The organism is Pseudomonas sp. CGJS7 (genome assembly GCF_036961695.1).
The window spans coordinates 43952-68274 of sequence record NZ_JBAMDI010000028.1; the positions used below are offsets into that span (position 1 = coordinate 43952).

14 protein-coding genes and 1 pseudogene are annotated in these 24323 nt (G+C 63.2%); 8 read left to right on the forward strand and 7 right to left on the reverse strand.

Features of this window, described 5'->3' with window-relative positions; genetic code table 11:
• Positions 1 to 428: 428 nt before the first annotated feature.
• The 5 genes and pseudogenes from V7787_RS18410 to V7787_RS18430 all read left to right on the forward strand — a co-directional run.
• Positions 429 to 1300, forward strand: a pseudogene (locus V7787_RS18410) (IS3 family transposase); the annotation flags it as partial.
• Positions 1301 to 1376: 76 nt separating this feature from the next.
• Positions 1377 to 2846: a hypothetical protein gene (locus V7787_RS18415; protein WP_336088964.1), complete on the forward strand. Its 1470-nt coding sequence runs from the start codon at positions 1377 to 1379 to the stop codon at positions 2844 to 2846.
• A 34-nt stretch (positions 2847 to 2880) separates the two neighbouring features.
• Complete coding sequence (locus V7787_RS18420; RefSeq protein ID WP_336088965.1) at positions 2881 to 3564, forward strand: hypothetical protein; 684 nt, start codon at positions 2881 to 2883, stop codon at positions 3562 to 3564.
• On the forward strand, positions 3564 to 9914 hold the full coding sequence (locus V7787_RS18425) for a tetratricopeptide repeat protein (protein WP_336088966.1): 6351 nt from the start codon (positions 3564 to 3566) through the stop codon (positions 9912 to 9914). Before V7787_RS18420 ends, V7787_RS18425 begins: the two co-directional genes overlap by 1 nt.
• Before the next feature lie 803 nt (positions 9915 to 10717).
• Positions 10718 to 11002 (forward strand): hypothetical protein, encoded by a 285-nt coding sequence (locus tag V7787_RS18430; RefSeq protein ID WP_336088967.1) that lies wholly within the window; start codon positions 10718 to 10720, stop codon positions 11000 to 11002.
• Between the two features lie 112 nt (positions 11003 to 11114).
• Here the strand turns inward: V7787_RS18430 and V7787_RS18435 are convergent, their stop codons facing one another.
• From V7787_RS18435 to V7787_RS18455, 5 genes are all read right to left on the reverse strand, one after another.
• Positions 11115 to 11570: a hypothetical protein gene (locus V7787_RS18435; protein ID WP_336088968.1), complete on the reverse strand. Its 456-nt coding sequence runs from the start codon at positions 11568 to 11570 to the stop codon at positions 11115 to 11117.
• A 196-nt stretch (positions 11571 to 11766) separates the two neighbouring features.
• The gene (locus V7787_RS18440) at positions 11767 to 12957 is read right to left on the reverse strand and encodes a serine hydrolase domain-containing protein (RefSeq protein WP_336088969.1); all 1191 of its coding nucleotides are present in this window, start codon (positions 12955 to 12957) and stop codon (positions 11767 to 11769) included.
• A 286-nt stretch (positions 12958 to 13243) separates the two neighbouring features.
• A complete protein-coding gene (locus V7787_RS18445; protein ID WP_336088970.1) occupies positions 13244 to 14764 on the reverse strand; it encodes a serine hydrolase domain-containing protein in 1521 nt (506 codons plus the stop codon).
• A gap of 118 nt (positions 14765 to 14882) precedes the next feature.
• Positions 14883 to 15620: a LytR/AlgR family response regulator transcription factor gene (locus V7787_RS18450; protein ID WP_336088971.1), complete on the reverse strand. Its 738-nt coding sequence runs from the start codon at positions 15618 to 15620 to the stop codon at positions 14883 to 14885.
• Positions 15617 to 16726, reverse strand: a complete 1110-nt coding sequence (locus tag V7787_RS18455) for a sensor histidine kinase (protein ID WP_336088972.1) — start codon at positions 16724 to 16726, stop codon at positions 15617 to 15619. The genes V7787_RS18450 and V7787_RS18455 overlap by 4 nt, the downstream gene beginning before the upstream one ends.
• 337 nt (positions 16727 to 17063) lie before the next feature.
• Here V7787_RS18455 and V7787_RS18460 point away from each other — a divergent pair, with 337 nt between their 5' ends.
• From V7787_RS18460 to V7787_RS18470, 3 genes are all read left to right on the forward strand, one after another.
• Positions 17064 to 17705 (forward strand): GNAT family N-acetyltransferase, encoded by a 642-nt coding sequence (locus V7787_RS18460; protein WP_336088973.1) that lies wholly within the window; start codon positions 17064 to 17066, stop codon positions 17703 to 17705.
• A gap of 224 nt (positions 17706 to 17929) precedes the next feature.
• Positions 17930 to 20209, forward strand: a complete 2280-nt coding sequence (locus V7787_RS18465) for a CocE/NonD family hydrolase (RefSeq protein WP_336088974.1) — start codon at positions 17930 to 17932, stop codon at positions 20207 to 20209.
• Positions 20210 to 20615: 406 nt separating this feature from the next.
• Positions 20616 to 21710, forward strand: a complete 1095-nt coding sequence (locus V7787_RS18470; RefSeq protein ID WP_336088975.1) for an agmatine deiminase family protein — start codon at positions 20616 to 20618, stop codon at positions 21708 to 21710.
• Positions 21711 to 21753: 43 nt separating this feature from the next.
• Here V7787_RS18470 and pgaD read toward each other — a convergent pair whose 3' ends face one another.
• Both pgaD and pgaC read right to left on the reverse strand, forming a co-directional pair.
• Positions 21754 to 23040 carry a poly-beta-1,6-N-acetyl-D-glucosamine biosynthesis protein PgaD gene (gene pgaD / locus V7787_RS18475; RefSeq protein WP_336088976.1) on the reverse strand — a complete coding sequence of 429 codons (1287 nt, stop codon included), beginning with the start codon at positions 23038 to 23040 and terminating at the stop codon, positions 21754 to 21756.
• Positions 23037 to 24296: a poly-beta-1,6-N-acetyl-D-glucosamine synthase gene (gene pgaC, locus V7787_RS18480; protein ID WP_336088977.1), complete on the reverse strand. Its 1260-nt coding sequence runs from the start codon at positions 24294 to 24296 to the stop codon at positions 23037 to 23039. The genes pgaD and pgaC overlap by 4 nt, the downstream gene beginning before the upstream one ends.
• Between the last annotated feature and the right edge of the window lie 27 nt (positions 24297 to 24323).

The following is a 24323-nucleotide window of genomic DNA, read 5'->3' on the forward strand; positions in this document are numbered from 1 at the left end:
GCTCAAATGCTGCGTGACCGTGCGCGCAGGGGCGGTGAAGAATTTGGGAAAAATGCGATGGTGGTTACCGATGCGGAAACGCGGGGGAGGGAGGATGTGCGTCGCAGGGTAGAGCGCGATGATCCCTGGTCTCGGTACAACCTCTCGGCGGTCTGTAAGTGCGACACTAGTTGCGGCGTCGAGGTAATGGCTCGAACCGTTAGCTTGAACATCTTCGATGCTCCAGCTAAAAGGCCTATACGAGTGCGCTCGGCTTGCTGTAGGTGCGCTCTAGTCGAGGTTGTAGCGTGAACGTCCGCTTTAGGCCAATAGCGGACGCGACCCAGCAGGGCCGCAATGCCGAGCCTGAGGCCGAGGTCGCTGCAGCCAGGCACGATCGAGCGATCGTTAACTCCAAGCCGGAATGCGTCGGCGAGTGGCTTGCACCCGGAGCTCGACCGCCGATTCAAGCCGTGACGGTGTTCATCGACGGGTACCGCGAGGTGCAGGGTGCTGCCGATCGCTCTGTCGACCTACCATCTGCAGGTAGCGCGCCGGGGGGATCCGTCGCGCTGTACTGCCCGCGCGGCGGGACTCGGTGTTGATCGGCCAGATCGACCGGGTGTGGACGGAGAACTTCGAGATGTACGGCGCACGCAGGCTGTGGCGCGCGCTGCATCGCGTGCAGGTCCTGGTGGCGCGCTGCAGGGGTAGCGACTGATGCGCAGGCAGGGGATTCGCGGGGTCGTGCGCGGCAAAGTGGTTAAGACTACACGGCCGCACCCGGCGCAGCCGTGTCCGCGGGGCCTGGTGAACCGGCAGTTCAAGGCGGATCGGCCGAATGCGTGTGGGTCTCGGACTTCGCGTATGTGTCGGCCTGGCAGGGGATGGTCTACGTGGCGTTCGTGATCGACGTGTTCGCGCGGCGGATCGTGGGATGATGGGTGTCGGGCTCGATGAAAGCGCAGTTCGTGCTCGATGTGCTGGAGCAGGCGCTACACGCGCGTCGTCCGGCGAAGGAAATGCTAATCCACCACAGCGATCGGGGGTCGCAATACCTGTCGATCCGTTACAGCGAACAACTGGCGGAGGTGAAGATCGCCACTTCTGTGGGGGGTGTGGGCGACTCCTACGACAACGCTCCGGGAGGTGGTACACCGCCGGAGGTGGTCGACCCGGGAGGCGTTGTAACTGGCGACGTTGAAATGGGTAGACTGGTACAGCCATCGCCGACTGCTGATGGCCGATCGGGCACATCCCGCCGGCGGAGGCCCGGGAGGCTTACTATCGGCAACAGGTCTCGCTGCCCAAGGCGGCGTGACTTAAACCAAATGACCTCCGGGATTCCCGGGGAGGTTCAGTTTTAGCATCAATCACGCCCGTTCTGATGACAGAAGATGACCGTTTCGCAGGATGCACAGCGGCTACTTGAACGCTTGACAGCGCCAATTGAAGTGGGCGTTGCGCTGCTTGAACTATTCGAGTTTTGCGCTGAGCACCGCGACGCGTGCTGGGGTTGGATTCCGTTGGGCGACGAACAAATCGAGGGCTACCCGCTCGACAAGGTCATCAGCCGCGCACGCCCAACCCTCCGCGATGCGTTTCTGGAGGGGCGTCCAGTTGAAGGGGTCGCCAAGCTAGTAGACGTCCAATCATCGCTGCGCGCTATCGCGGGTTCGGGCCAAATAACAGCAGAAAACTCCGCAGAAGTCGTGCGCGGGCTACGTGCCATCGATGACGCACTCAGGGGCTTCCACTCGGCCCGGGTGGTGGGAGTCTCAGACTCGATGCAAGCTGCTTTTCTCCGGGGACAACTCCGAACGGGAAAACCGCTTGCAGTCATTGACCAATTCGCCCTGTATCCCCGCCCGGCCCGCGCCAAGATTCCGGAGCGCGGCCAAGGTGACCCTGGGATGTTGTTACAGCATGTCGCGGTCATCCGGCGCGTCGCGGACTTCGACGTTCGCCTAGCCGTGCACCTGCAAGATGCACTCGCGGACCAGACACAGTTCAAACGTGTCGGAGTTGTGCCGGTGGTTCATCACCACAGGGAACTCGTGTGGCAACCCATTGGCTCAAGCCGATACCGAGTTGATGAGGATCCGTCCACCTCGGATGCGATCAAGAGCCGTGTTGACCGGGCGCTGGACGAGATCGCGTCGCAGGACGCGCAGGTCGTATTGATGCCCGAGCTCGTCTCTGGCCCAAGGCTTCGCTCTGCAGTCGCAGCACGTCTAGAGGAACGATCCTCGCGCGGCGAGGCGACGCCCCTCATCACCCTCTGCGGAACGAGTCTCGAGGATGTTGGGGGTACGACACGAAATCAGGCTGCGGTCCTCGACGGTGAGGGCGATGTCGTCTGGACACAGAACAAGCTTCACGCCTACCGGTTTTCTGCCGAGGAACAGAGCGCGGTTGGGTGTCCTCTCGGTCCTGCCCCTACCGACCGACAGGAAGCGATCGACATCGCGCCAAGTGCGCTGGTTGTCGTGGACCTGAGCGCGAACCTGCGCGTAGTCGTGCTCATTTGTGAAGACCTGATCCAGGCGTCGCCCCACGCGGTCGCCATCCAGCAGATGGGCGTGACGACGGTTCTCGCACCCATCATGGACAAGGCGCCAAACCTGCGTCCAAACACCGCGTTACCTGACCTGGGCTGGCTCGAGCACGGCGCGCTCGCCTATATCCGGCATCCGGGTGCCAGCACATTCATCGCGAACTCCGGGACTTTGGTGGTGCAAAACCGCGGCCACCACTGGTCTTACGCCCACGCATTCACGGTCCCCCGCAGCACGAGCGACTGGAGAGCCGTTCCCGCGGATGTGGCAACAGCTCCGCCAATTGGTTGGATCCTCGACTTGGGTTGACCGGCGGCAAGAGCAATTGTATACAATTGTTCCCATGAAGCCCCTTCCCGAAACCCTCATTGCCCTCCTTGAACCGGCCATCTACGCGGTTCGCCAAGGGACGCCTACTGAAGTAAGGGTGGTACTAAGCGAGCTGGATGCCGCTAGACGCACGCTCGCCCCCATGATCGAGAGGTTTGATTACCCCTCTTACGCTGCAGGCGCCTTCGCGTCGCTTCGTGAGGTGGTGAACACGTCGCTTCATCGCGCTGGCCTGAATTCAGTGGTCGACGGCGTGCGGTCGGCCCAACGCGGCTTGGATGTCCTGCGCGCCGCAGGCCGAGCAGTCGTGCTGGGGCAGAAGCAGTCGCAGAAGGCGCTAGCGAATCAGATCGGAATGAACGAAGGAAACTTCAGCCGGCTTGCAAGGCGTCTGATGCAAATTGGTGCGCTTGAGGTTCATCGCGAAGGCGCTTTCTCGTACTTGCGTCCCACCGCAATCGGCGAAGCCGTATTGGACGAGATGCACGCCGGTTGGCGCGCGGCCGCACCTGTCGAAGAAGCTGGCCGCCCCAAACTACAGTTGAGTCAGCCATTTGGTGCGTCTTCCGCTCAACCACGGCCGCAAGCTTTTGGGAGCATGGTTGAGTTCGGACGCAACGCCAATCGAACGGTGCCGGAGACTAATCGCCGCCGGCCCAACCTGGTCGAGCAAACAGACACGGCTGCCACTGCCTAATGAGCGTTCCGACGGCAGCGACGCTGGCGACACCGGGCCATGAGGCCGATGCCTCCATTCGCGGCTATAACTATCAGGCCTACGTCGCAGCCGTCGAGTGGTGCTCACTGGGCGAAGATGAAGAGCTGCATCTGGAAATTGCCGAGGATGTGGCGATTACCGGTCCCTCAGGCGCGCGCGTAATTCAGGTCAAAGACGTTGCGCGCCGCCTCACCCTTCGCTCAGCGCACGACTTTCTCGATCGTGTCGTGAAGCGCATAGATGGTGCGGGTGCGCAGGCTCAGTTTCGTTATCTGACGACAGCAGCGTTTGGCAGCGATCCTGGTTGGCAGGGGGGCAGCACTAAATCGTTTCTTGACGCCTGGAACCGCTATGGAGAAGCGGCGGAAACACATGATGAGTTGGTGGGCTATCTGCGCAATGCGGCGCGCTCCACCTCGCTGCTGAGTAATTGGCTCCAGAAACGAACGAATCATGAGGTCGTAGACCTTCTTTTTCCGCTGGTCCATTGGATTGCCAAGGCGCCTAGCCTCACCGCTCAAGAGCAGCGACTCGCGCACCAAGTTGCTTCGTTCTGCTCGTCTGAGTTTGGCCTTGAACAGTTCAAAGGTAGACAGTTGGGGCGAATCGTTGCCGAGCGCATCAAGGAGCTATCCGCCGCTCGTGACTCCAGCCGTCGTACGCTGCGCCGTCAGGATCTCCGAGACCTGCTGCTTCCGCATGCGAAGGTCTCGCTGGAGCCGCGTGAGTACGCAGACATGGCACAGGCCGCCCGACTGGCCAAGCAAGTGCCGGTGGAGCTTTTGACACAACAACTCGTCAGCCGACTCGATGACCTCAAGGCCGGTCGATTTTTTTCTGAGCTTGATTCAGACATCGCTGCTCAGGCACTCGCAGCTGATGCCGCGGAGGATGGGGCCTATGCCTTGGCAACGCCTGCGGTGCGTAGTGAAGTCCTTGCTTGGTGCGCACGCGTCTTGGTCCACAAGGATCTCGAAGCTGCGCGCGCGTTATTAAATGCCTCCCTAGCGGTTGCTCCTGTCCCTCAACAGCGGCTTGTAACGGCACTGATCGAAGCCGAATCTGATGTCTCCGCTGCGCTTCGCACGCTTCTTGGGCTCGACACCGGTGAAGGCCAGACGGCTCGATACCTCGTCCTGCGCCGGAGGAAGTGCCAGGACGCCGTAATCTGGCTGACCGAAGAAACGTTGACGCCATCGGACTTCGACGAAGACGGTCAGTTCATGGTTCTCAACGAGGCCCTGAATCGTTTCGATTGGGAGCTCGCCTGGAATTGGCTCGAGAGTCTTGATCGGCCCGCCGAGTCCAAACACCCGGGCCTGCTTTGGGCTGCCGGGATAGCAAATTACTGTCTGGCGCAGCCCGATTACTTGCGCGAATGGGCCTTCAATTTGCGGCCACCGGTCATCGACGCCGACCTAAGCTCGACCTCCGAAGCTGTCGCTGCAAAGCTGCGCGCCATTGACCTGTTCGATGCTCTAGAAGCTCACTGCCGCGCGCGTGGCTGGACTGCCCGAGCGGACCTCGCACTAGAACACGCGCTTTGGCTGAAGCTGCATCACCCTGATACCCGGTTTTTCGCGCAGCAGCGTGCGGCAGATCTTTTTGAAGACAACCTTCTTTCGAAGTCTTCAGGCGAGCATGCATTCCGTTGGCTCCCGTTAGCACTTGCCGCAGCGCAGGAAGTCGACACGCGCGTCGTCCTCAATCGCATCAAATCGTACGCTAAGCGTTACGGCGAATTGAACGACGACGCGGCGTGGGCTCTATTCGCCTTGATGCAGCATATTCCGCCAGAAATGGTTTTGGAGGATTGGAAGTTCTTCTACGAATCGCTCTGCGACCGCGTCAACCCCATTCAGCTGTCTTCGATCAAGGTTCAAATCCTGGCGAGGACTGGGGACCGAACTGCGGCGGCGGAGGTTCTGGCAGAGGGCGGCCTGCCGACGGAAGTTGCTGAACAGCTCGAAGCACTCTATCTCTCTGAAGAACTCTCCAAAGATCAGATTGAAGCGACATCGCCATCAGCTCGGCGCGAGATTGCCCGTCGGCAGAAGGCGTCAGGTGATTCGCCACGTGCGATTGCGACCCTCGAAGAGGTGTATCGAGAAACGTGCTCGCTCATCGACGCATGCAACTTGGTAAGTCTGCATCTCAATGAGGGATCGCTATCCCGCGCGAACGAGATCCTGCAGGGCTTGGACTTGACTTTCGACACCGAGCCTCGAGTCGCACGCCTCAAGCTGCGCCTTGCACTACAACTGGGCAATTGGCAGGAAGCACTCGATCACCTGGAAGCTTCCGAGCTCGACGAAAGCGATTGCGTGCATCGGCGCATTGAGATCGCAATCCAATCTCTGGATTGGGATCGGATCCCAGGCCTGCTGCAAAGCGCCTTGGCCGTCGCAACGGACGATCCGCACGGTCTGCTACGAGTCGCAATTGCCGCCAACGCTTTCGGGCTTACGTCGATCGCTCAAACCGCCGCTGAGGGGGCCGCAGCGCTCGCCGACAAAGATGCGTCCATTCTTATGGCCGCTTATATGCTGGCGGTAAAAGGCAACTGGGCTGAAAAACCAAACGTTGGCGAATGGTTTCTGAAGGCGATTGCGACTAATGACGCGAAGCCCGAGGGTGAACAGGTCCTTCAGCGCAAGTCGCTGCAAGAACTCGTAGATATGGCGCCCCAGTGGAACGACCGCATTCGCTCGGTCAACGAGATGGTGAAGTCTGCTGAGCTATTTCTGGCGATGGCGGCAGATGCGAGCAACGAATCGCTGACGTCGATCATCTTCCAGGCAATGCGGCGAAACGCGGCGGCTTCAGATCCGTCAGCCCGGCATGTGGTGCCGCTGTTTGCAGGCAATGACCGAGCCACACAAATTCCTGAAAGAGCAAAAGCGGCGCTCGATTGCACGTCATTGATTGTGCTCGCCTATTTGGATCTCCTCGATTCTCTCCCACACATTTTCGATGAACTCTACCTGCCGCACGACTTTGGCCTTTGGTTGCTTAACGAGCGCGATCAGAGCGCCTATCACCAGCCCTCCCGCGTTACGCAAGCTAACGATCTCATTCGTTGGGTCGTGAAGCGGGACATCGACGTTGTCCCCGCGAAGGAGCAACGCGGTCGGCTATATAAGGAAGTCGGACGGGAATTGGCCGACCTTTTCGACGCTTGCGCAATCGACGGCTCCGATGGGATGAGCTTCGTCGTACACCCCTACCCAATCTATCGCGTCAGTTCTTCCATGACGCGCCTTGCCGACTTGCCCTTGGAGGCGACGACTCGTCTGGTGAGTGTTCGAGGATTGGTAAGTGCACTGGACGCAATGGGCATGCTCAGCGCCGAAGAGATGTCCCGGGCGCGGACCTTCCTGGCCGGTCACGATAATGGATGGCCAAATGAACCGTCGATCACTTCCGGAGCAACTCTCTACCTTGATGGTCTCACGCTCTCCTACCTGCGATCGATTGGCCTGATCGAGCGCTGTATCGCGGCGCGATTCAAGCTGAAAATCCATGACGAAACGTCTCGTGAAGCGGTCGCTCTTGCTTCGTACCAGGACGACAGCTCCTACCCGCGGGAACTTTTGACCCGGCTACAGACGTTCGGGCTCAATGGGCTTAAAAGCGGGTTTATCAGAAGCCTTCCAAAATCTCGCCGCGAACCCGATGACAAGGAAGATTGGTTCGCGACACGCCTGCTTAAACAGCTCTTCGTCGACATCCCGCAGGATGCGATGTTGATCATCGACGATCGCGCGGGCAATCGTTATTCGTCGATGACCGACGCATCAGGAATCGATCATCTTGTCGCCGATACTCTCGATGTTATCGACCGCTTGCGCGAAGTCGGGATTCTGTCGGAGCGAGACATGTGGGCCAAACGGGCGCTTCTGCGCAATTCCGGTTGCGCCCTTGTTCCGGTTCGACTGGACGAAGCACGCCATGCGGCCGAAGACCTTTCCATCGTCGATGGCGAGATCCGAGAGGGGTATTTTTCACGCACCCTGCGCGAGAGTATTCAACTGCTGAAAATCTCACGTTACGTCGCGCTCCCACTGGAAGAGTTCTGGCTGACAAGCAGCGCTTCGACATTTCGCGAAACGATTACCTCGCTCTGGGATAAAGATACCCGGGTGGGTGATGACGAGCGTGCGGATTGGCTTTTCCGCTTGGGCCGATTTTCGGACTTCAGTGCTTCGTTCCTCGGGGATTTTGATGCTCGGCGCGGCTTGATGCAGGAAGCGCTCGAAGTAGCACGTTACCTTGTTGATCCTTCGCAGACCCGGAATCAAGCCTACTGGACGTGGGTTGATGAACATCTATGCAAGCCGCTGAAGGATGATCGGCCCGCGGCGTTTAATCTCCTTCTTGAGGTGCTAAAGGCTCAACTGTTACGGCTCAAGAACGAGTACACACCAGAACTCGGCGCCTTGCTCGGAGCTAAGGAGAGTAATGCGCGCCGAGATTTGGCGGCGATTGCTGCGGCTTCTCTTTCGTCTATGCCGAGAACAGTCAAGGCGCCTTTGCTTGAAGATGAGGCATTCTGCCGCGAATTGGGCATCTCGGTTACCCGCCAGACGACCGCCCATACATCGAGCAGCCCTACGTTTGACACGGACAAGCTCTACGAAGCTGCTCGCATCGCATGGCACGGCGGTCCGTCCGCCGCGGAAGCAACCGACGATGAGCAGCGACTTTGGACGCTTGCCCGCCGCGACGAGGGCGTCGTCGCACTGCAGCAGGAGCTGTCGGAGCAGTTTGAAGTCGCATTTGCGCCCCTGCTCAGCGATCGAGTGGAGGACCGCGAGCGACATTTGTTGCAGCTCGTATCAGACGTGGGAGGTAGCGAACGCCTTGAACATCGTTGGCTGAGCCGCCTTGCCGACCGTCCGCTTGAAGTCAGTGAGGTCGGGACGCTGCGCCTTGAACTGCGCACCTCGCCCCTCGTTGTCCGATCGTCGATCAACGATGCCCTGCGGGCTAACCCGGTCCTTCCGCAGGCTCTCGTCCCGGAGGCCGAGAGCTACTTCCTCACCTTAGCCGGCCTGAGCCCCGAACACGCCAGTCTGCCCGTGGGCGGGGAGGGTCTTGCGCCTTGGGCATCTAGCGTCGCTTTAGAAGATCAGCTCAGGCTTTCGCTTTTCCGATGCATCCATTCGCGGTTTGCGCCAACGGCGCTTCTCGAGAAGGCAGGTATGGGCGAGCTTGAGCAGTGGATCCAAGCATGGATGCCAACGCTGGACGCGTGGTCGATTGTCGGGCTGATCGAAGCGCTTTGCCACAGCTCCCGGCCCGTGCAGGAGATCACAGGCGTCTTGCGACCCTTGTTAGTCCTGGCTAACGAGATCCTCGCCCCCAGTAGCACTCGAATGATCCTTTCGACTGCATTGGCAGCATTTGTCGATCAGCGGGTGGCACTGTCAGGGCTGCTAGGCGGAGTTTCACCGAGCGTCAGACGTCTCGCATCGTTTTCGCACGCGGCGATGATCGAGGCTGAGGTGCTGGATGCGCAGATCGATATCGCTCCGTTCGCCGACTGGCTTGAGCAGTTCCAAGCGCCTTTTCACGCCGTAAGTCTTGCCGACGTGCATTGGGAGCCGAGATGGAGCGCTGTGCTTCTATCCCCCGCTCAGCTGGGTTTCGAGTTGACCGGGCGCGTGGCGGCCGCGGTCAGATTGCGCCCTGAGATCGCCGAGACTGAAGAGCTTCGGGGGCTGCTGCACGATCCCGACGGAGTCGTGAGCCGCCACCATCTGGTGTATGGCGGTCTGCCAGGTCCCTTGGAGGGTGCGAGTGACCTGGAGCAAGCGTTACCCGAGCATTTCCAGGATCAGTTGCGAGAGTCTCTCGACGCACCAGGCGCAAATTTGGTCGAAGGGATTCGGTTAGTGGGACACGTCGGGTTGCTTGGACGAATCGATTCCGATATCACGCGTCGCGTGTGCGACGGGTTGACCACACTGATCGATTCCGATGCAACGCTCCTCGGGGCCGAAGACAGTGGGCAAGCATATGTGATGCTCTGTCACCTAGCGGCGTCGCTGCGAGACACAGAGTTGGCCAGGCTTTTGAATCGTGCAATGAATGACGAGGTCACATTGTCGACAGGCTTGAGAATCTATCTCAGATTCCTCTGCTGCGCGGCGAACACGGATCGTGCAGCTTGGGCCAAGGCTCTCGACCAACTCGTCTTTGAACTGAGTCGGGACGCGGGATCGCCGGCAGCGCGCCATGCGTATTTCATCCTGAAGTCCATCTGCTTAGTTCGAACCGACGTAGTGCCGCTCGTCCAGCACCGACTCGCGAGCTATATTGAGTAACGGCGATTCACGCGGTCGCGGGAAAGCTGTGACTAAGGCACAGCTGCCGGGCCACCTAGGCGCAACTGACGCCCGGCTGGCTGGCCTGCTCAGCCGTTCCACGCTTGAACTCCGCACCGAACTTCCTTCGCTTCGACATGAACACTCCTCATGGCCTGGATCGGCCTTCTCGTAAGTGTCCGTGATAGCAGAGGTGAACCCAGTCGCTACCGAAACACTGATGGCTGACGGCGAAAGAGGCGATTGTTGGTTGAAAGGCTTGCTAGACGAGGGGCGACTCTTGGTCGAATTGGGCAAGGATGTGCTTTCCGCTTGCCGGCCAGTGGCAGGACTGACTCAGGTAGGGGTTTAAGATCACGCCCGCAGTGCATCCCCACGGACATCTAGTAGGCGGGGTGTTTGAACTGCCAAGCCTCCTCAGTCGTGACGCGATGTCCGCTTTGGGTCGAGAGCAAATGTTGTCGCTGCCAGACTAATGTTTCCGGAATGCCCTCTGCAGTAATACGTATTTGGCCGATGAATTCGGACTTGTCTGATTGACGGTCGTTGGGCGGTTCCGCAAAGTCGCGACCAAGGAGCCTCTATACTCCTCAAACAGCGGAACCCACCTCCGAAAATCGGTGGGTTTTTCATGCCTGAAGTCTGGGTATGGTCGGCGCTGCGTCCTGCGTTGGGAGGGCGGCTAATACAACACCCGAAAGGGGAATACGCCCGCCGTCTGTTTGCGGTTAGAGCCTCCCGACACCCCGCCGGCCGCATTCCGCGCCGCGCGGGTTTCCCGCTCAAGGACAGGAGTGCCGCGTATGCCCCGTAAATCCGAACCCACGCCCCCGCAAGAAGGGGTGGTCATGCCCGTTGATGCGTTCAAAGCGCTTTCCGCGTTCCAGCAGGAGTTGCATGGGATCGCGCGGACGTTGCAGCCGGAGGTGTTGGTCGAAATCGGTTATCCCGCCGGGCAGGACCATCGGTTGCTGCGGGAGGTGTTCCAGGCGCTTGCGCGGCGGCTGGATCCGGTGATGGATGCCTGTGTGTGGTCGCCCGCCGGGGACGGTGGGGTGGGTCCGGTGGCGCCGGGGCGTCTGCACTGATTGGTGGGTGCCTTGGCCCGGTAGCGGGCAGGGCGGTGGCGACTCGCCAAGTCTCGCGGGTGTTTCGCTGGGGCTTGGTTTCGGCCCGGGTCGCTTCATCGGGTCTGGCGGATCATCCGCCGGTGTTCCGCCAGGTCATCGTGATGAGCCAGATGGAGAACAGCTGAGTCAGGTCCGAGATATTGGGCTCGAACTTCGCGCGCGTCTTGAACGTAAGGAAGTGCTCGGGTTCGACGACGCCGATCACGGTGTCGCCGAGGAGGATGTCGTAGCCGCGTGTTATCGGCGTTTGCGATCTCACCAGCAGGACTCCCTCTTGGCAGGTCAGGAGGTAGCCGTTTCGAAATAATCCGCGCGTCTTCGCGGAGGCGAGGGCGTTTCCGTCGCGCTCAAGGGTCCAGCATGGGTTGATCCAGCCTTCTTTGCGGACGCGGAGCTTGGTGTCGCCGAAGGCGATGGCGCCTTGGTCGGAAAAGGGTTCGAGCGTGAGGTGCGCGACGCCGGTGGCAAGGCCGGATACCGAAAAGTTCCACGAGAATGTCGATTGTGGGGCGCATATCAGCGTCATCGATGTGGGCTTTGCCGTGGCTAGGGTTTAAGTATGCTCTGCGTCGGATCGGCTTGGGGGCGGGCACGTCGACTTTCTTGGTGTGTGTAGAGCCTGTCTGCTCATTTGGTGAGCGAGGACAGGGGGGGGCGGCGGCCCTCACCCCAACCCCTCTCCCGCAAGCGGGAGAGGGGCTCGTTCGTTGCGGGGTGGTGCTTTATTTCTTGCACGCCACATTTGGGTCGGCCTTGACCGCATCCGCGCCCCACAGACAGACGATGCGATCCAACGCCAAGCCGCTACGCGAGTTGCTGAAGAACACGATGCCGTCGCCCGATGCGGGGCGCATCAGAAAGTTCGCGCGAAAGCCGGCTTGGTTGCGGCCGTCGTGGCCGATGGCGACGCTGCCGTCGGGGAGGCGTTCGATGAAGTGGCCCAGGCCGTAGACCTTGTCGTCGGGTGCGCGCGGTGCGCTCAACGGCGCGGGCGTGTGCATCTGCGTCAGCTGCGTGCGGTCCAGCGGGTGCGGGCCGGCGGTGTCTTGCATGCCGGCGATCATCCAGCGGGCGAAGTCGTTGACGGTGGTGGTCAGGGTCGAAGGCGCTTGTTCGACGTAGTAACGCATCGGCACGGGGCTGCCGTCGTCGCCGTGGCCTTGCGCGGCGCCAGCGAGGACGGCGGGCGTCATCGCGACGCTGCTGTGTTTCATGCGCAAGGGTTTGAACACCAGGGTGCGCGCGAGGTCTTGGTACTTGCGTCGGGTGGTGCGCTCGATGGCCAGTTGCAACAAGGTGTAGCCGCCGCCGGAGTATTGGAACTTGCTGCCGGCGGGGGCGAACAGTTCGACTGCGCCGCGGCCGTTGGTTTTGCCGGCCAGCGATTGTTGCAAGGTCGGCAGTTCCTTGAAGTCGAGCCAGCCTTGGTAGCCGCCCAAGGTGGTTCCGGCGGTGTGCGAGAGTAGGTGACGGACGGTGATCTGGTGGTAGTCGAATTGGTTTTGCGATAGCGGCCACGGCGACACGAGGTCGGCGACGGGTTCGTCGAGTTCCAGATCTCCGCGTGCGGCCAATCGCATCGTGACCCAGCTGGCGATGGGCTTGGCCAGCGACGCGGCGACGAAGACGGTGTCGGGGGTTACCGGTTGGGTGCCGGCGTGGTCGGCGTAGCCGAATCCGCGTGCGTAAACCAGTTTGCCGTCGACGATCAGGCCCACTGCGACGCCCTGGATTTTGGCGGTTTTCATCAGCGCGGGAACTTCGCGTTCGATGACTTGTGCGAACTCGGGCGGGGGCTGTGCGGTGGCGTGGGCGCTGACGCTCAGTGCGGCCAAGAGGGCGAATGCTGCGAGCGGTTTGGCTGCGGATGAAGCGGCGGCGCGGGCCGGGTGTCCGTCGGGTTCGTTGTGCATGGCGTCCTGTCTGGGCGTTGGGTGTGGGTGCGCGGCTGCGGTTCGACGAAAGCAGGGCTTTCGCGCAGGCGCGGCGACGCGGTGGCGTGCATGGGATTCGGCGGTCGGTTCCGTGCGCTGCGCCTGGGGATCGGCGCGGCGCGAGGTTGGGACACGGCTTGGATGCACGTCCGGTGGGGTGGGTTTAGTGCCGCTGACAGGGCTATGGGTTGGCGGGTGACAGGCAAATCAAAATGGGTTCCGGCCTTCGCCGGAATGACGGGGAGGGGAGGGCGTGGAGGGGTGGTTAGGTTTGCGGTCTTGGTTGCAGCGCTTGATGCGGACGCGGTGTTGGTGCGCGCTCCATTGGCATCTCCAATTCCAGCGTCGTGTCGCCGCTCAGCTTTGCCGCCCAGCGTCCCGCGGCGACAGAGCGCAGCTCATACAGTCCGAATGGGGTGACCAGCGCTGCGCGCGATAAGGCGCCGTCGTTGGTCAAGGCGACGATGCGCAGCCTGCCGCTCGGCCATGCGGTCGCTTTGGCGAAGTAGTCGCGGAGCGGCCCGGTTGCGGACAATTCGCCGACACAGCGGCCCTGTTCCAGATGGAATGTGGCCTGCGCATCGAAGCGAACTTGCTTGAGCGTGCCGGCCAAGCTGCCCGAGGCTGGGCAGGCCGCTGCGATCAAGCCGGCCGGTTGCGGCCGGAACGGTGCCGCCAGGACCGCGGCCGTGGATTCCATCGACGACACCCACAGCGCGTTCGACAGCACGCTCACTGCGGTGGCTTGTTCGGGCCACAGCATCAGCACGCTGCGGGCGCCGGTGGTGATGCCGGCGTGGTGCGCGATCCGGTCGCCGTCGGCGTCGCGGCCGATTCGCCAGCCGAAACCGATGTCGTAGTCGCGCTCGTGTGCGGGTTTGCCACTGGCCAGCAAGGTCGGTTGTTGCATGTCGCGCCATCGCGCCGCGCTGACGATACGGTGTTCGAGCACGCGGCCGCCGAAGGTCGCCACCGCTTCGGGCGTGGCGGCCAGTCCGCCGCCGGGCCAGGTGTAGCTCATGTCGGTGCGCGGTACGTTTCGGGTGGCGCCGCGTTCGATGTCGTACAGCTGCGATGCGGTCTCGGCGGGCGCGTCGCCGTCGGCGCCGATCGTCAGTCCGTTGGTGATGTGGTGTTTGACGTAGTCGAGAAAGTGCTGGTCCGATTTCGCTTCGATCACGGCGCCCAGCAGCGTGTAGCCCCACGACGAATAGCTGTAGGACGTGCCCGGCGTGGACAGCAGCGCGCGTCCGGTGAACAGGCTGGCTGCGTCGCTGGAGGTTGCGTAACGGACGCGGCCGAGTACGTTGAGGTCGTTGCCGGCATAGTGCGGCGCGCCGGAGGTGTGCGATGCCAACTGGCGCGCCGTTACCGGCGACCAGGTTGCCGGCAACCAAGGCAGTGCGGCGCCGACGGGTGCGTCGATGTCGAGCCGTCCATCTTCGGCGAGCTTGGCCGCCGCGGTGGCGGCTATGGCTTTGGATACGCTGGCCAGGCGGAACACGGTGTCGCGCTGCACGGGTTTGCGCGCTTCCACGTCGCGCATGCCCGCGCAGCCGGTCCAGACGATGCGGCCGTTGCGCCACACGGCGGCGCCCATGCCCGGAACTGCGTTGGTTTCGATCAATGCCTGCAATATCCGCTGGGAGGTGACGGCTGCCGGGTCGTCGGAGGGCGCTGCGCAAGTGTCGGCGGCCATTGCCGGCGCGGCCAGAAAAAGCAGCGCGATTGCGCAAGCGGCGGATACCGTGCGGTGCGATTCGGTGGGGATGGTTCTGACGTGCATCGGGCGGCTCCTGATGAGAAGCCACCAACCTAAGCGGAGATTTCCGCCGTTTCATCGCTGCTGCGCCGACGCGTGCCTCGGCTGCGCCGGCCCGGTGGCGATGCGCCGGCGGGGGCAGTCAGCCGGCCGCGTGCAGCGCGGACAGTAGCGAGTCGATGTAGCTGCGGCTCACGCGCACGGGCGTCCCGTCGTGCAGGCGCAGGAGCGCGTCGCGGTTGGTCAGCGGTTGCAGTTCCGCGACTTGATCCAGCCGGACGATGGAAGACCGGTGCACGCGCACGAAACGCGCCGGGTCGAGCTGTGTCGCGAGTTGATGCAGCGATTCGCGCACGATGTAGGTGCGTTCGCCGACGTGGAGCACGGCGTAGTCGCCGTCGGCGCCGATCCAGGTCACGCTGTCGGCTTTGATGAACACTGTCCGGTGGCCGATCCGCACCGAGAATTTCTGCAGGTACTTGGCTGGCGTATCCGTTGCGGTGCCGGCGATTGCACGCAGATGCAGCAGTTGCCGCGCTCGTTCGATCGCTTCATTGAAACGCAAGCTGTCGATGGGTTTGAGCAGATAGTCGACCGCATTCAAGGCGAACGCCTTCACCGCGAAGCTGTCGTGCGCCGTGAGCAGAATCGACAGCGGCCGGCGCTCGGGCGGGAGCGCGGCCAATACGTCCAGGCCGTTGATGCCGGGCATTTGCACGTCCATGAACACAAGATCCGGCGGCTGTGCCTGCAGCCCTGCCAGTGCGGCGACGCCGTCCTCGTATTCGCCGATGACTTCGAGGTCGGCGAACGCGGCAAGCAACGAGATCACACCGCGCCGCGCCAGCGGTTCGTCGTCGACTACGCACACGCGGATCACGTGGGCGGCCCCAGGCGGAACGGCAAGCTCAGCCGGACCCGATAGCGGTCGTCGCCGTCGATGCCCGCCTGCAAGCTGGCGTCGCCCGGATACAGGCGGGCGATGCGGGCACGCACGTTGTCCAGGCCGACCGCTTCGCTGCGGCCGTCTTGTCGAGGCGAGGGCTCGCCGGATGCGAGCGGGTCGGGCGGTGGCAGGTCGTTGCCGATGTGGATGTTCAGGCGGGTGTCGTCGCGTTCGATGCGCAGGTCGATGCGGCCGGGCGCGCTGCGTGGCGCGATGCCGTGGCGGATCGCGTTCTCCACCAGCGGTTGCAGCAGCAGATAGGGCACTTGCGCGCCGAGCACGCCGTCGCCGAGGTGCCACGACACCGACAGGCGCTTGCCCAGCCGCGCTTTCTCGATCTCCAGATAGGCTTCGGTCATGGCGATTTCTTCGGCGAGGGCGATCTGGTGGCCGTGCGGGGAATCGAGCACCGTGCGCAGGAAATCGCCCAGACGGGCGAGCATTTGCCGGGCTTCCGCGCCGCGTTCTTCGGCCACCAGCGCCGAGATCGCATTGAGCGTGTTGAACAGGAAGTGCGGTTGCAGTTGATAGCGCAGCGCCCGCAACTCCGCGTCGCTGGCCAGCGCCCGTGCTTGCAAGTGCTCGGCTTGTTCGCGGCGCAGTTCCGCGTAATACGCCACCACCGCGTGCACCGCGCAGTATGCGACCAGGACCAGCCAAGCGCCTTCCAGGCCACGGAACAACAGCGCTGGATTCAGTGCGCCCGGTTCGATCAGCCGCGCCGGATCGCCGGAGGACAAAGCTTGCAGCGCCAGACTGAGCACGCGCGTGGCCAGCGCCATCGCGTAAGTGGTCGCCAACAGCGTCAACGCGATTCGCCATACGGCCACGCCGCGCCGCCACAGCCAGCGTTGCGCGGCGGTCAGCGGCAACACCCAAAGCACGAATGCCGACAGATACAAGGTCCGCGACAGCGTCGCGTTGCCGTGGCCGAGAATCGGCAGCGCCATCGCCAGCAGGCAGACGCCCAGTGGAAGGCCGGCCAGCACCGGCAGCCAGAACGGCGGTAGCGCGCGGGGCTTCAGGTTCGGCTGGCGCATGAAGAAGGCGGATGTGTGCGGTTGTGGGATAGATACAGCATGTGGCGGTGGGCGTCGAATGATGGTCTCCGGCGGCGTTGCATGGGCGTGCCGGTCCGGGCGCCGGGGCGAGCCGCGTCCGATTCTGCCGGCATTGCAGCTTGCGGGCCGGGGCCGGCGAGCGCCAGCACGCTGCGCCCAGCCGGTGGTTCCGCGCGGCGGGGCGGTAGGGGTCTTATCGCCTGAGACATGACGATGCTCTAGTGTGCAGTCGCCGGGGGCGCGTCGGTTGCAAGTCGATAGAGGACGTGCGCGCCACCGCGGGCGCGCCCCGTCCAAGTACCGCAGACCCCCTCTTATGTCGTCATTTCACGTTGTCGAAGAACTTGTCCTGGCCTGGCAGACGGCGCATTCCGTGGCCCGGGGCTCGCCGGCGCCTGTTCGCGATCGCGGCGGATTCCGGGTGGACACTGATTCGGAAACGGAGGTGAAACGCTGGGTGTTCCCCGGGCTTTGCGAGGGGTTGAGCGAAATCGCCCACGAGATAGCGGCGCCGCGGCATTACTTGAAGCTGTGCGGTTCCGATGAGCAGTTGCGCAGCGCACTGCCGGGGCGCTGGCAGATTCAGCCCGCGAACTATTTCATGATGTCCGCGGCGGCCAGCGTTGAAAGACGGCCGTTGCCGGAGGGCTATCGGATCGAGGTTGGCCGCACCGGGACGGTCGTGCTTGCCCGCGTCATCGCGCCCGATGGCGGCCTGGCCGCAAGCGGATACGCTGCAGAAACCGTCGATGCCTTCGTTTACGATCGCATCGAAACCGCGCCGGATCACCGGCGCAAGGGCTTGGGCGTCGCGGTGATGGCTGCTCTCAGTGCCGCGCAACGGTCTCCGGCGACTCCGCAGCTTCTGGTCGCGACAGCAGACGGGCGCGGCCTGTATGCGAGTCTGGGGTGGACGGTGCTTGCGCCTTTGGCTTGCGCAGCTATTGCGGAAAGTTGAACCAATGCCGTGTCGGGAGCGGGCAGCCCCGGAAGCGTAGCGGCCATTCGCCGGGGGCAAACGGCATCGGGCGAGGGTGGCGGTATCGGGCCTTGCCTGCATCGCCAATCCGATGATCCGGCGGGAGCCGTCGTCTAGCATCTTGCCGTCCCTCAGTGCGACCATTCGTCCCGTTCAGTCATCCAATGCACTGCGGCCGCCTCGTGCCGCCTTGGGAGAAACGGATGTTTCGTGCGATTTTGGCGCTGTGCTTGTTGTCGCTGTCGGTGCTGGATGCGGCGGCCGCAGCCCCGGACTATCCGTTTCCCGCCGCCGCGATAGCGGATCGCAATCAGTTGGATCAGGCCATGCCCAAGCTGGCCGAACAGGTTCTCGCCGATTACAAGGACGACGACCGTGTGCGTTACCTCGGCAACGCGGCGCGCCTGCAGGTCGTCGCCGGCCGCTACGCGCAAGCGCTGGAGTCGATCCAGGCGCTGCGCGCGCTGTCGCCGTTGGGCGGTCCGCCGCAGCAGCGCGCGATGTTGGCCCAGTACGAAATCTATGCCGCGAGCAAGCAACTGCAAGCGGGCGAGCGGCTGGATTTCGACAGCGCGTTCCGCCGTAGCTTCCAGGCCGCATTCGCCTCGATGGACGACCGCACCGCGGCCATCGCCCTGCGCGGTTTCGGCGGCGACCAGTTCGATTCGCGCGGGCAGCAAGCCGCGTTGGACCGGGCGCTGGCCGGGCAGAAGGACACGCCGCGGATCGATCAGGCGTCCGCGTTGGCGCTGGTGCGCGCCTACCAAATCGCCACCGTGTATCGCGAATTCGCCGCGCAGGCGCCTGCGCTGTCGGCCGCCGAGGATGAGCGGCGTTATCTGATCCAGCGCGATGTGCAGGTGCGCACGCCCGAGGGCGCGACCGTGTGCGCGCTGATCGTGCGCCAACACTCGGCGCCGGCCAAGCTGACCACCTTACTGAACTTCACCATCTACGCCGATCCGGCGACGATGCTCAACGAGGCCCGGCGCAGCGCGTCCAACGGCTATGCCGGAGTGACCGGGCTGACCCGCGGCAAAGGTTGCAGCCCCGATACGCCGGTGCCTTACGAGCACGACGGCCGCGACGCAGCAGCGCTGATCGATTGGATCGCGGCGCAGGAGTGGAGCGACGGCCGGGTCGGCATGTACGGCGGCAGCTACGAGGGGTTCACCCAATGGGCGGCGGCCAAGCACCGGCCGCGCGCGCTCAAGGCGATGATGCCGTCGGTGACCGGCGCGCCCGGCACCGACGTGCCGATGGAAGGCGGCATCTTCTCCGGGTTTCAGCATTACTGGCCGTTCTACGTGGCCAACAACAAAACCTTGGACAAGGCGCCCTACGAAGACAACGCGCGTTGGCGGCGGATGTTTCGGCAGTGGTATCTGGACGGCAGTGCGTTCCGCGACCGCGACAGGATCGACGGAACCACTAACGTGTTCTACCGGCGCTGGTTGGATCATCCGGGCTACGACAGTTATTGGCAGAGCATGACGCCGTATCGCGAGGAATACGGCGCCATCGACATCCCGGTGCTGACCACCACCGGCTACTTCGACGGCGCCCAGATCGGCGCCTTGCACCATCTGCGCGAGCACTACCGCTATCGCCCCAAGGCCGACCACTATCTGGTGATCGGCCCCTACAACCATTTCAGCGGCCAACGCGGTACGGTGGCGGCCGGCAATGAGTTGCGCGGCTACACGATCGATCCGGTCGCGCAGATCGATCTCGGCCAGCTGCGTTATCAATGGTTCGATTACGTGTTCAAGGGCGCGCCGAAGCCGGCGTTGCTGAAGGATCGAATCAACTACCAGGTGATGGGCGCGAACGTGTGGAAGCACGCACCGTCGTTGCAGGCGATGGGGCCGGCGCGCACGCGTCTGTACTTCGGCGGCGCGGGCGAGGAGGGGCGCTGGCGTTTTCAGCGCGAGGCGAACCCGGGCGCATCGGCGTCGCTGACGATGGATATGACCGATCGCAGCGACGCCGACCGGATCATCCCGGGCGGCAACATCCTCGATCCGGTGCTCGATACCGTGGGCAGCACCGTCTTCGTCAGCGAGCCGTTCGCGCAGGGCGCCGAGTTCAGCGGGCTGTTCTCCGGGCATCTGGAATTGGTCACCAACAAGCGCGATGTCGATCTGTACATCGGTTTGTACGAACTGACTGCCCAGAATCAGTACTTCGAATTGTCGCGTTATCAACAGCGACTGAGTTACTCGGGCCATCCGGAACAGCGGAAGCTGCTGCGGCCCGGCAAAGTCCAGCGTTTCGATTTCGTCGCCGGACGCACCAGCAGCCGCGCATTCGCGCCGGGCAGCCGGCTGGTCGCGTTGATCGGGCCGGGCAAGGGGCCGCAGGATCAGATCAATTACGGCAGCGGCAAGGATGTCAGCGATGAGACCTTGAGCGATGCGGGTGAGCCGCTGCGCATCGACTGGTCGGGGAAGAGCTATCTGGAGATTCCGCTGGCGCGCTGATTCGCCTGGGATCGGTTCTGGTGGGCGATGAATCAAGCACGCTGAAAATGCTTGTGGCCTAACGGCGACTGGGCATCGTAGTTATGCGGATGCGATTTGTTTGCGATTGTTCAGCGATTCTGGGGCGAGCGGCGTAGATGCCCAGGCCCGGACTGTTTGTGGGTGCCGGCAACCGACCTCGTGCGTATCAGCCAAATGTCAGGTTCGCCCGATAGGCTGCCGATATCGGGTCCTTCGCCGTGTCGGAAGCTATCCGAGCATCAAACGCCAGACCGAGTCGACCGGCGCCTGCTTGCCCGCGTATCGATCGGTGACGCCTGGATCGCCTCCCAATCAACCGAAGCAGAATGCCTCCCTCCTTATGGCTACCGTCTCCTTACGTTCCGCAAACCGCAGGCTGCGCACTGTGCTTACCGCCCTCGCATTCGCTGTCTCCGCCATGAGCGGAGCCAATGCCGAGCAACCGACGCCGGTCGGCCATATGCCGGATGAAACTTCGCCGCATGAAGCCACCTGGCTGCAGTGGCCGCACCACCACACCTACGGGGTCGAGAAACGCGACCGGATCGAATCGACTTGGGTGCAGATGACTCAGGCGTTGGTAGCGAGCGAGAAGGCGCATCTGATCGTCTACGACGCCGCCGAACAGAAGCGGGTGCGGGCAAAACTCACTTCGGCGAAGGTGCCGCTGGACAACGTCAGCTTTCTGATCCGCCGGACCGACGATGTTTGGGTGCGCGACAACGGACCGATCTTCGTTTACGACAACGACGACAACCTCAAGATCACCGACTGGAGCTTCAACGGTTGGGGTAAAGACGCTCCCTACCGCAAGGATCAGCAGGTGCCCGCGACCATCGCCTCCCTCTTGTCGATGGCCCGAGTCGATCTCAACAAATATGTAATCGAGGGCGGCGCCATCGAAGTCGACGGCCGCGGTGTCTTGATGGCCACGCGCAGTTCCATCCTGGAGCCCAAGCGCAATCCCGGCATGAGCCAAGCCCAAATGGAATCCGTGCTGGGAAAGCAACTGGGGGTTTCCAAGTTCATCTGGCTCGATGGTGCGCCGGGCGGCTTGGACGACGTTACCGACAAGCACATCGATGGCTTCGCGCGTTTCGGTGATCCCCGCACCATCGTGACCCTGAGTCGTGAGGATCTGAACTATTGGGGCCTTTCGGCCGCCGACATCGACGAGTTGTACCGTGCTAGCGATGTCGACGGGAACGCCTATCGATTTGTGCAGTTGCCTTTGACCGAGCGCAGCGTGGTGACCACTTACGGCTACGACATCGGAAACAAAGGCTCATACGCGAACTTCTACGTCGGCAACAAAGTAGTGCTGATTCCCGAGTACAAAGATCCTAACGACGCGGTGGCCAAGGAGATACTGCAGCGCGTTTATCCTGGCCGCACCGTGGTCGGCATCGACGTGAGAAATCTGTATCGCCACGGCGGGATGATCCATTGCGTGACGCAGCAACAGCCAGCGAAGCGTTGACGGCGGTTCGGTTTCTGTTCGTTCTTGGTGGCTGGGTTTGCGCTCACTCCCGCGGCTTGAACTCCACCGGCACAATCACCACCGCCGCAATCGCCTTGCCATCGCGCATCGCCGGCGCGAACCGCCAACGGCGGACGGTGTTGACCGCTGAGCGGTCGAGCGCGCGGTAGCCGCTGCGGCGGCTGACGTCGACTTTGGTCGGGTGGCCTTCGGCGGAGACTTGCACGCGCAAGGTCACCTGGCCGCCTTCGTTGTGGCGCAAGGCGTCGATGGGGTACGGCGGTTTGGGGCTGTAGCCCGGCAGCGGGCGCGGTTTGGCGCTGGCGGCGTTGGCCGCGGCTTTGGCCAGGCGCGCGCGTTCGGCCGCGGCGAGTTTGGCGACGCGGGCTTTTTCGGCGGCCGCGGCGGCGGTTTTCGCGGCGGCGGCGGTGCTGGCGGTGGCGACGTGGTCGATTTCGCTCAGGCGCGCGCTGGTTTGTTCGATCAGTGCCGGCACTTGTTCCAGGCCGGGACGGTCGATGCCGGGCGTGCCTTCGATCGATTGCATCGGCGCGGAGCTTTCGATCTGGCGGTAGCCGTGCGAGACCACGATCAACACGCCGATCACCAGCGCGATCGCGCCCAGCGCCAGCGCCATCAGCCAGGTGTTGTTCGGCGCCTCGGCGGGGCGGGCGAACTTGGGCATCGCGGTCGGCGGGAACGGTTGCGCGGGCAGGGTCGGGGTCACCGCGCTGACCGACAACGGCACCGCGTGGTTGGGGTCCATGTGCAGCACGCTGACCCGGCCGGCGTTGAGCGCGGCAGCGACTTCGCTGTCGGCGCCGAGGGCGCGGGCGACTTCGTCCAGGGGGACGTCGCGCTGATGGCCGCGGCGTTCGCTGCCGGCCGAGGCGAAGCGCCAGCGGTTGTATTCGGCCCAGATCAACAGCAGGCCGACCACCACGCCCGCGGTGGCGGGCAAGGCCAGCATCAGGAACGGGTCGACTTCGTGTTTGCGCAGGTACAACTCGGAGGCGACGTTGCGGATGCCGAGCAGCCACAACACCAAGGTCACCACCGGCGTCCACAAATACAGATAGATCAGCCAGAACAGGCCGGTGACCATGCCCCACAGCGTGCGCGGCAGCGGCCGCTGCGCGTTGGGTTTCTGGATCAGGCGCGAGTCGAGTTTGTGCGGCGCGGGTTTGGACGCCTCCGCCTCGCGCGCGTCGGCGGCGACTGCAGGCGCGCTAGCGCCGGCCATCGCCATCGCATGCGCGGGACGGGTGAAGGTATTGGCCGCGCGGCCGGTGCCCGGGCCGGTGGTCGGGGTGCGTTCTTCGGTGCTCATCGCAGTCCCCGATCCGGGCTGACCCAGGTCGCGCGCGTGCCGCGGCGCTTGAGCAGGGCCTTGGGCACCGCGGTGACGGTGGTGGCGAAGCTCAGCAACCAGTACGCCATCGGGTACCAGATCATCCAGTAATAGTTGCGGCCGACGCGGGTTTCGTAGCGGCGGTCGATGATGATGCTGGCGGCGAACTGCAGCAGGCAGATCAGCGCCAGGATCACGCCGTGCCAGGACGGCAGCAGCGTTTTCACTTGCAGTTGCTCGGGCAGTTCCATCACCAGGCCCAGCGCCCACAGCACGATGATGAAGGCCATGATGTAGGCCCAGCCGACGCTCAACACGTATTCGGCCAGCACCGCCCACATCCGCCGCTTGCGCCACGAAAACAGGTCGCGGGTGTGGCGCATCAGCACTTCCACGCCGCCCTGGGCCCAGCGCAGGCGCTGCTTCCACAGGCCCTTGAGGGTTTCCGGCATCAGGATGAAGCACATCGCGTTGGGTTCGTAGCGGATGTCCCAGTGGTCCATCTGCAGACGCCAGCTGATGTCGATGTCTTCGGTGACCATGCTGTCGGACCAGTAGCCGATCCGATGCAGGGCGCTGCGGCGGAACGCGCAGATCACCCCGGAGACGGTGAAGATGCGGCCGTACACGCGTTGGGCGCGTTTGATCATGCCGATGATCGAGGAGAACTCGCCCACTTGCAGGCGGCCGAGCAGGGTGGAACGGTTGCGGATGCGCGGGTTGCCGGTGACCGCGCCGACGCGGGCGCCCTGGCACAGGTGCCAGACCATCCAGTGCGCGGCGTATTCGTCCAGCAGCGCGTCGCCGTCGATGCAGACCAGATACTCCGAGCGCGCCGCCAGCGCGCCCATGCGCATGGCATTGGCCTTGCCCAGGTTGCGGTCCAGATGCACCACCCGCAGCTTGTCGTGCTGCGCGGCCAGACGGTTGAGCTTTTCGCCGGTGTCGTCGCGGCTGCCGTCGTTGATCGCGATCACTTCGAACTGCGGGTAGCGCTGCGCCAGCGCCGCGCCGATGGTTTCGTGGACGTGATCGCCTTCGTTATGGCACGGGATCAGGATGGTCACGAACGGCGGATCGTCCAGCACCGGCGGATCGGTGCGCGGACGCGAGTGGCGCTCGCGGCGGAAGTAGTAATACAACCCGCCGGCGATCCAGAAGAACGACATCACGATCGGATAGAAGAACGCGAATTGGAACAGCGCGGTGAGCACGGGGCTTGCGGCTTGATTCATGGCGATCTCGTAGCGATCTCGTGATGC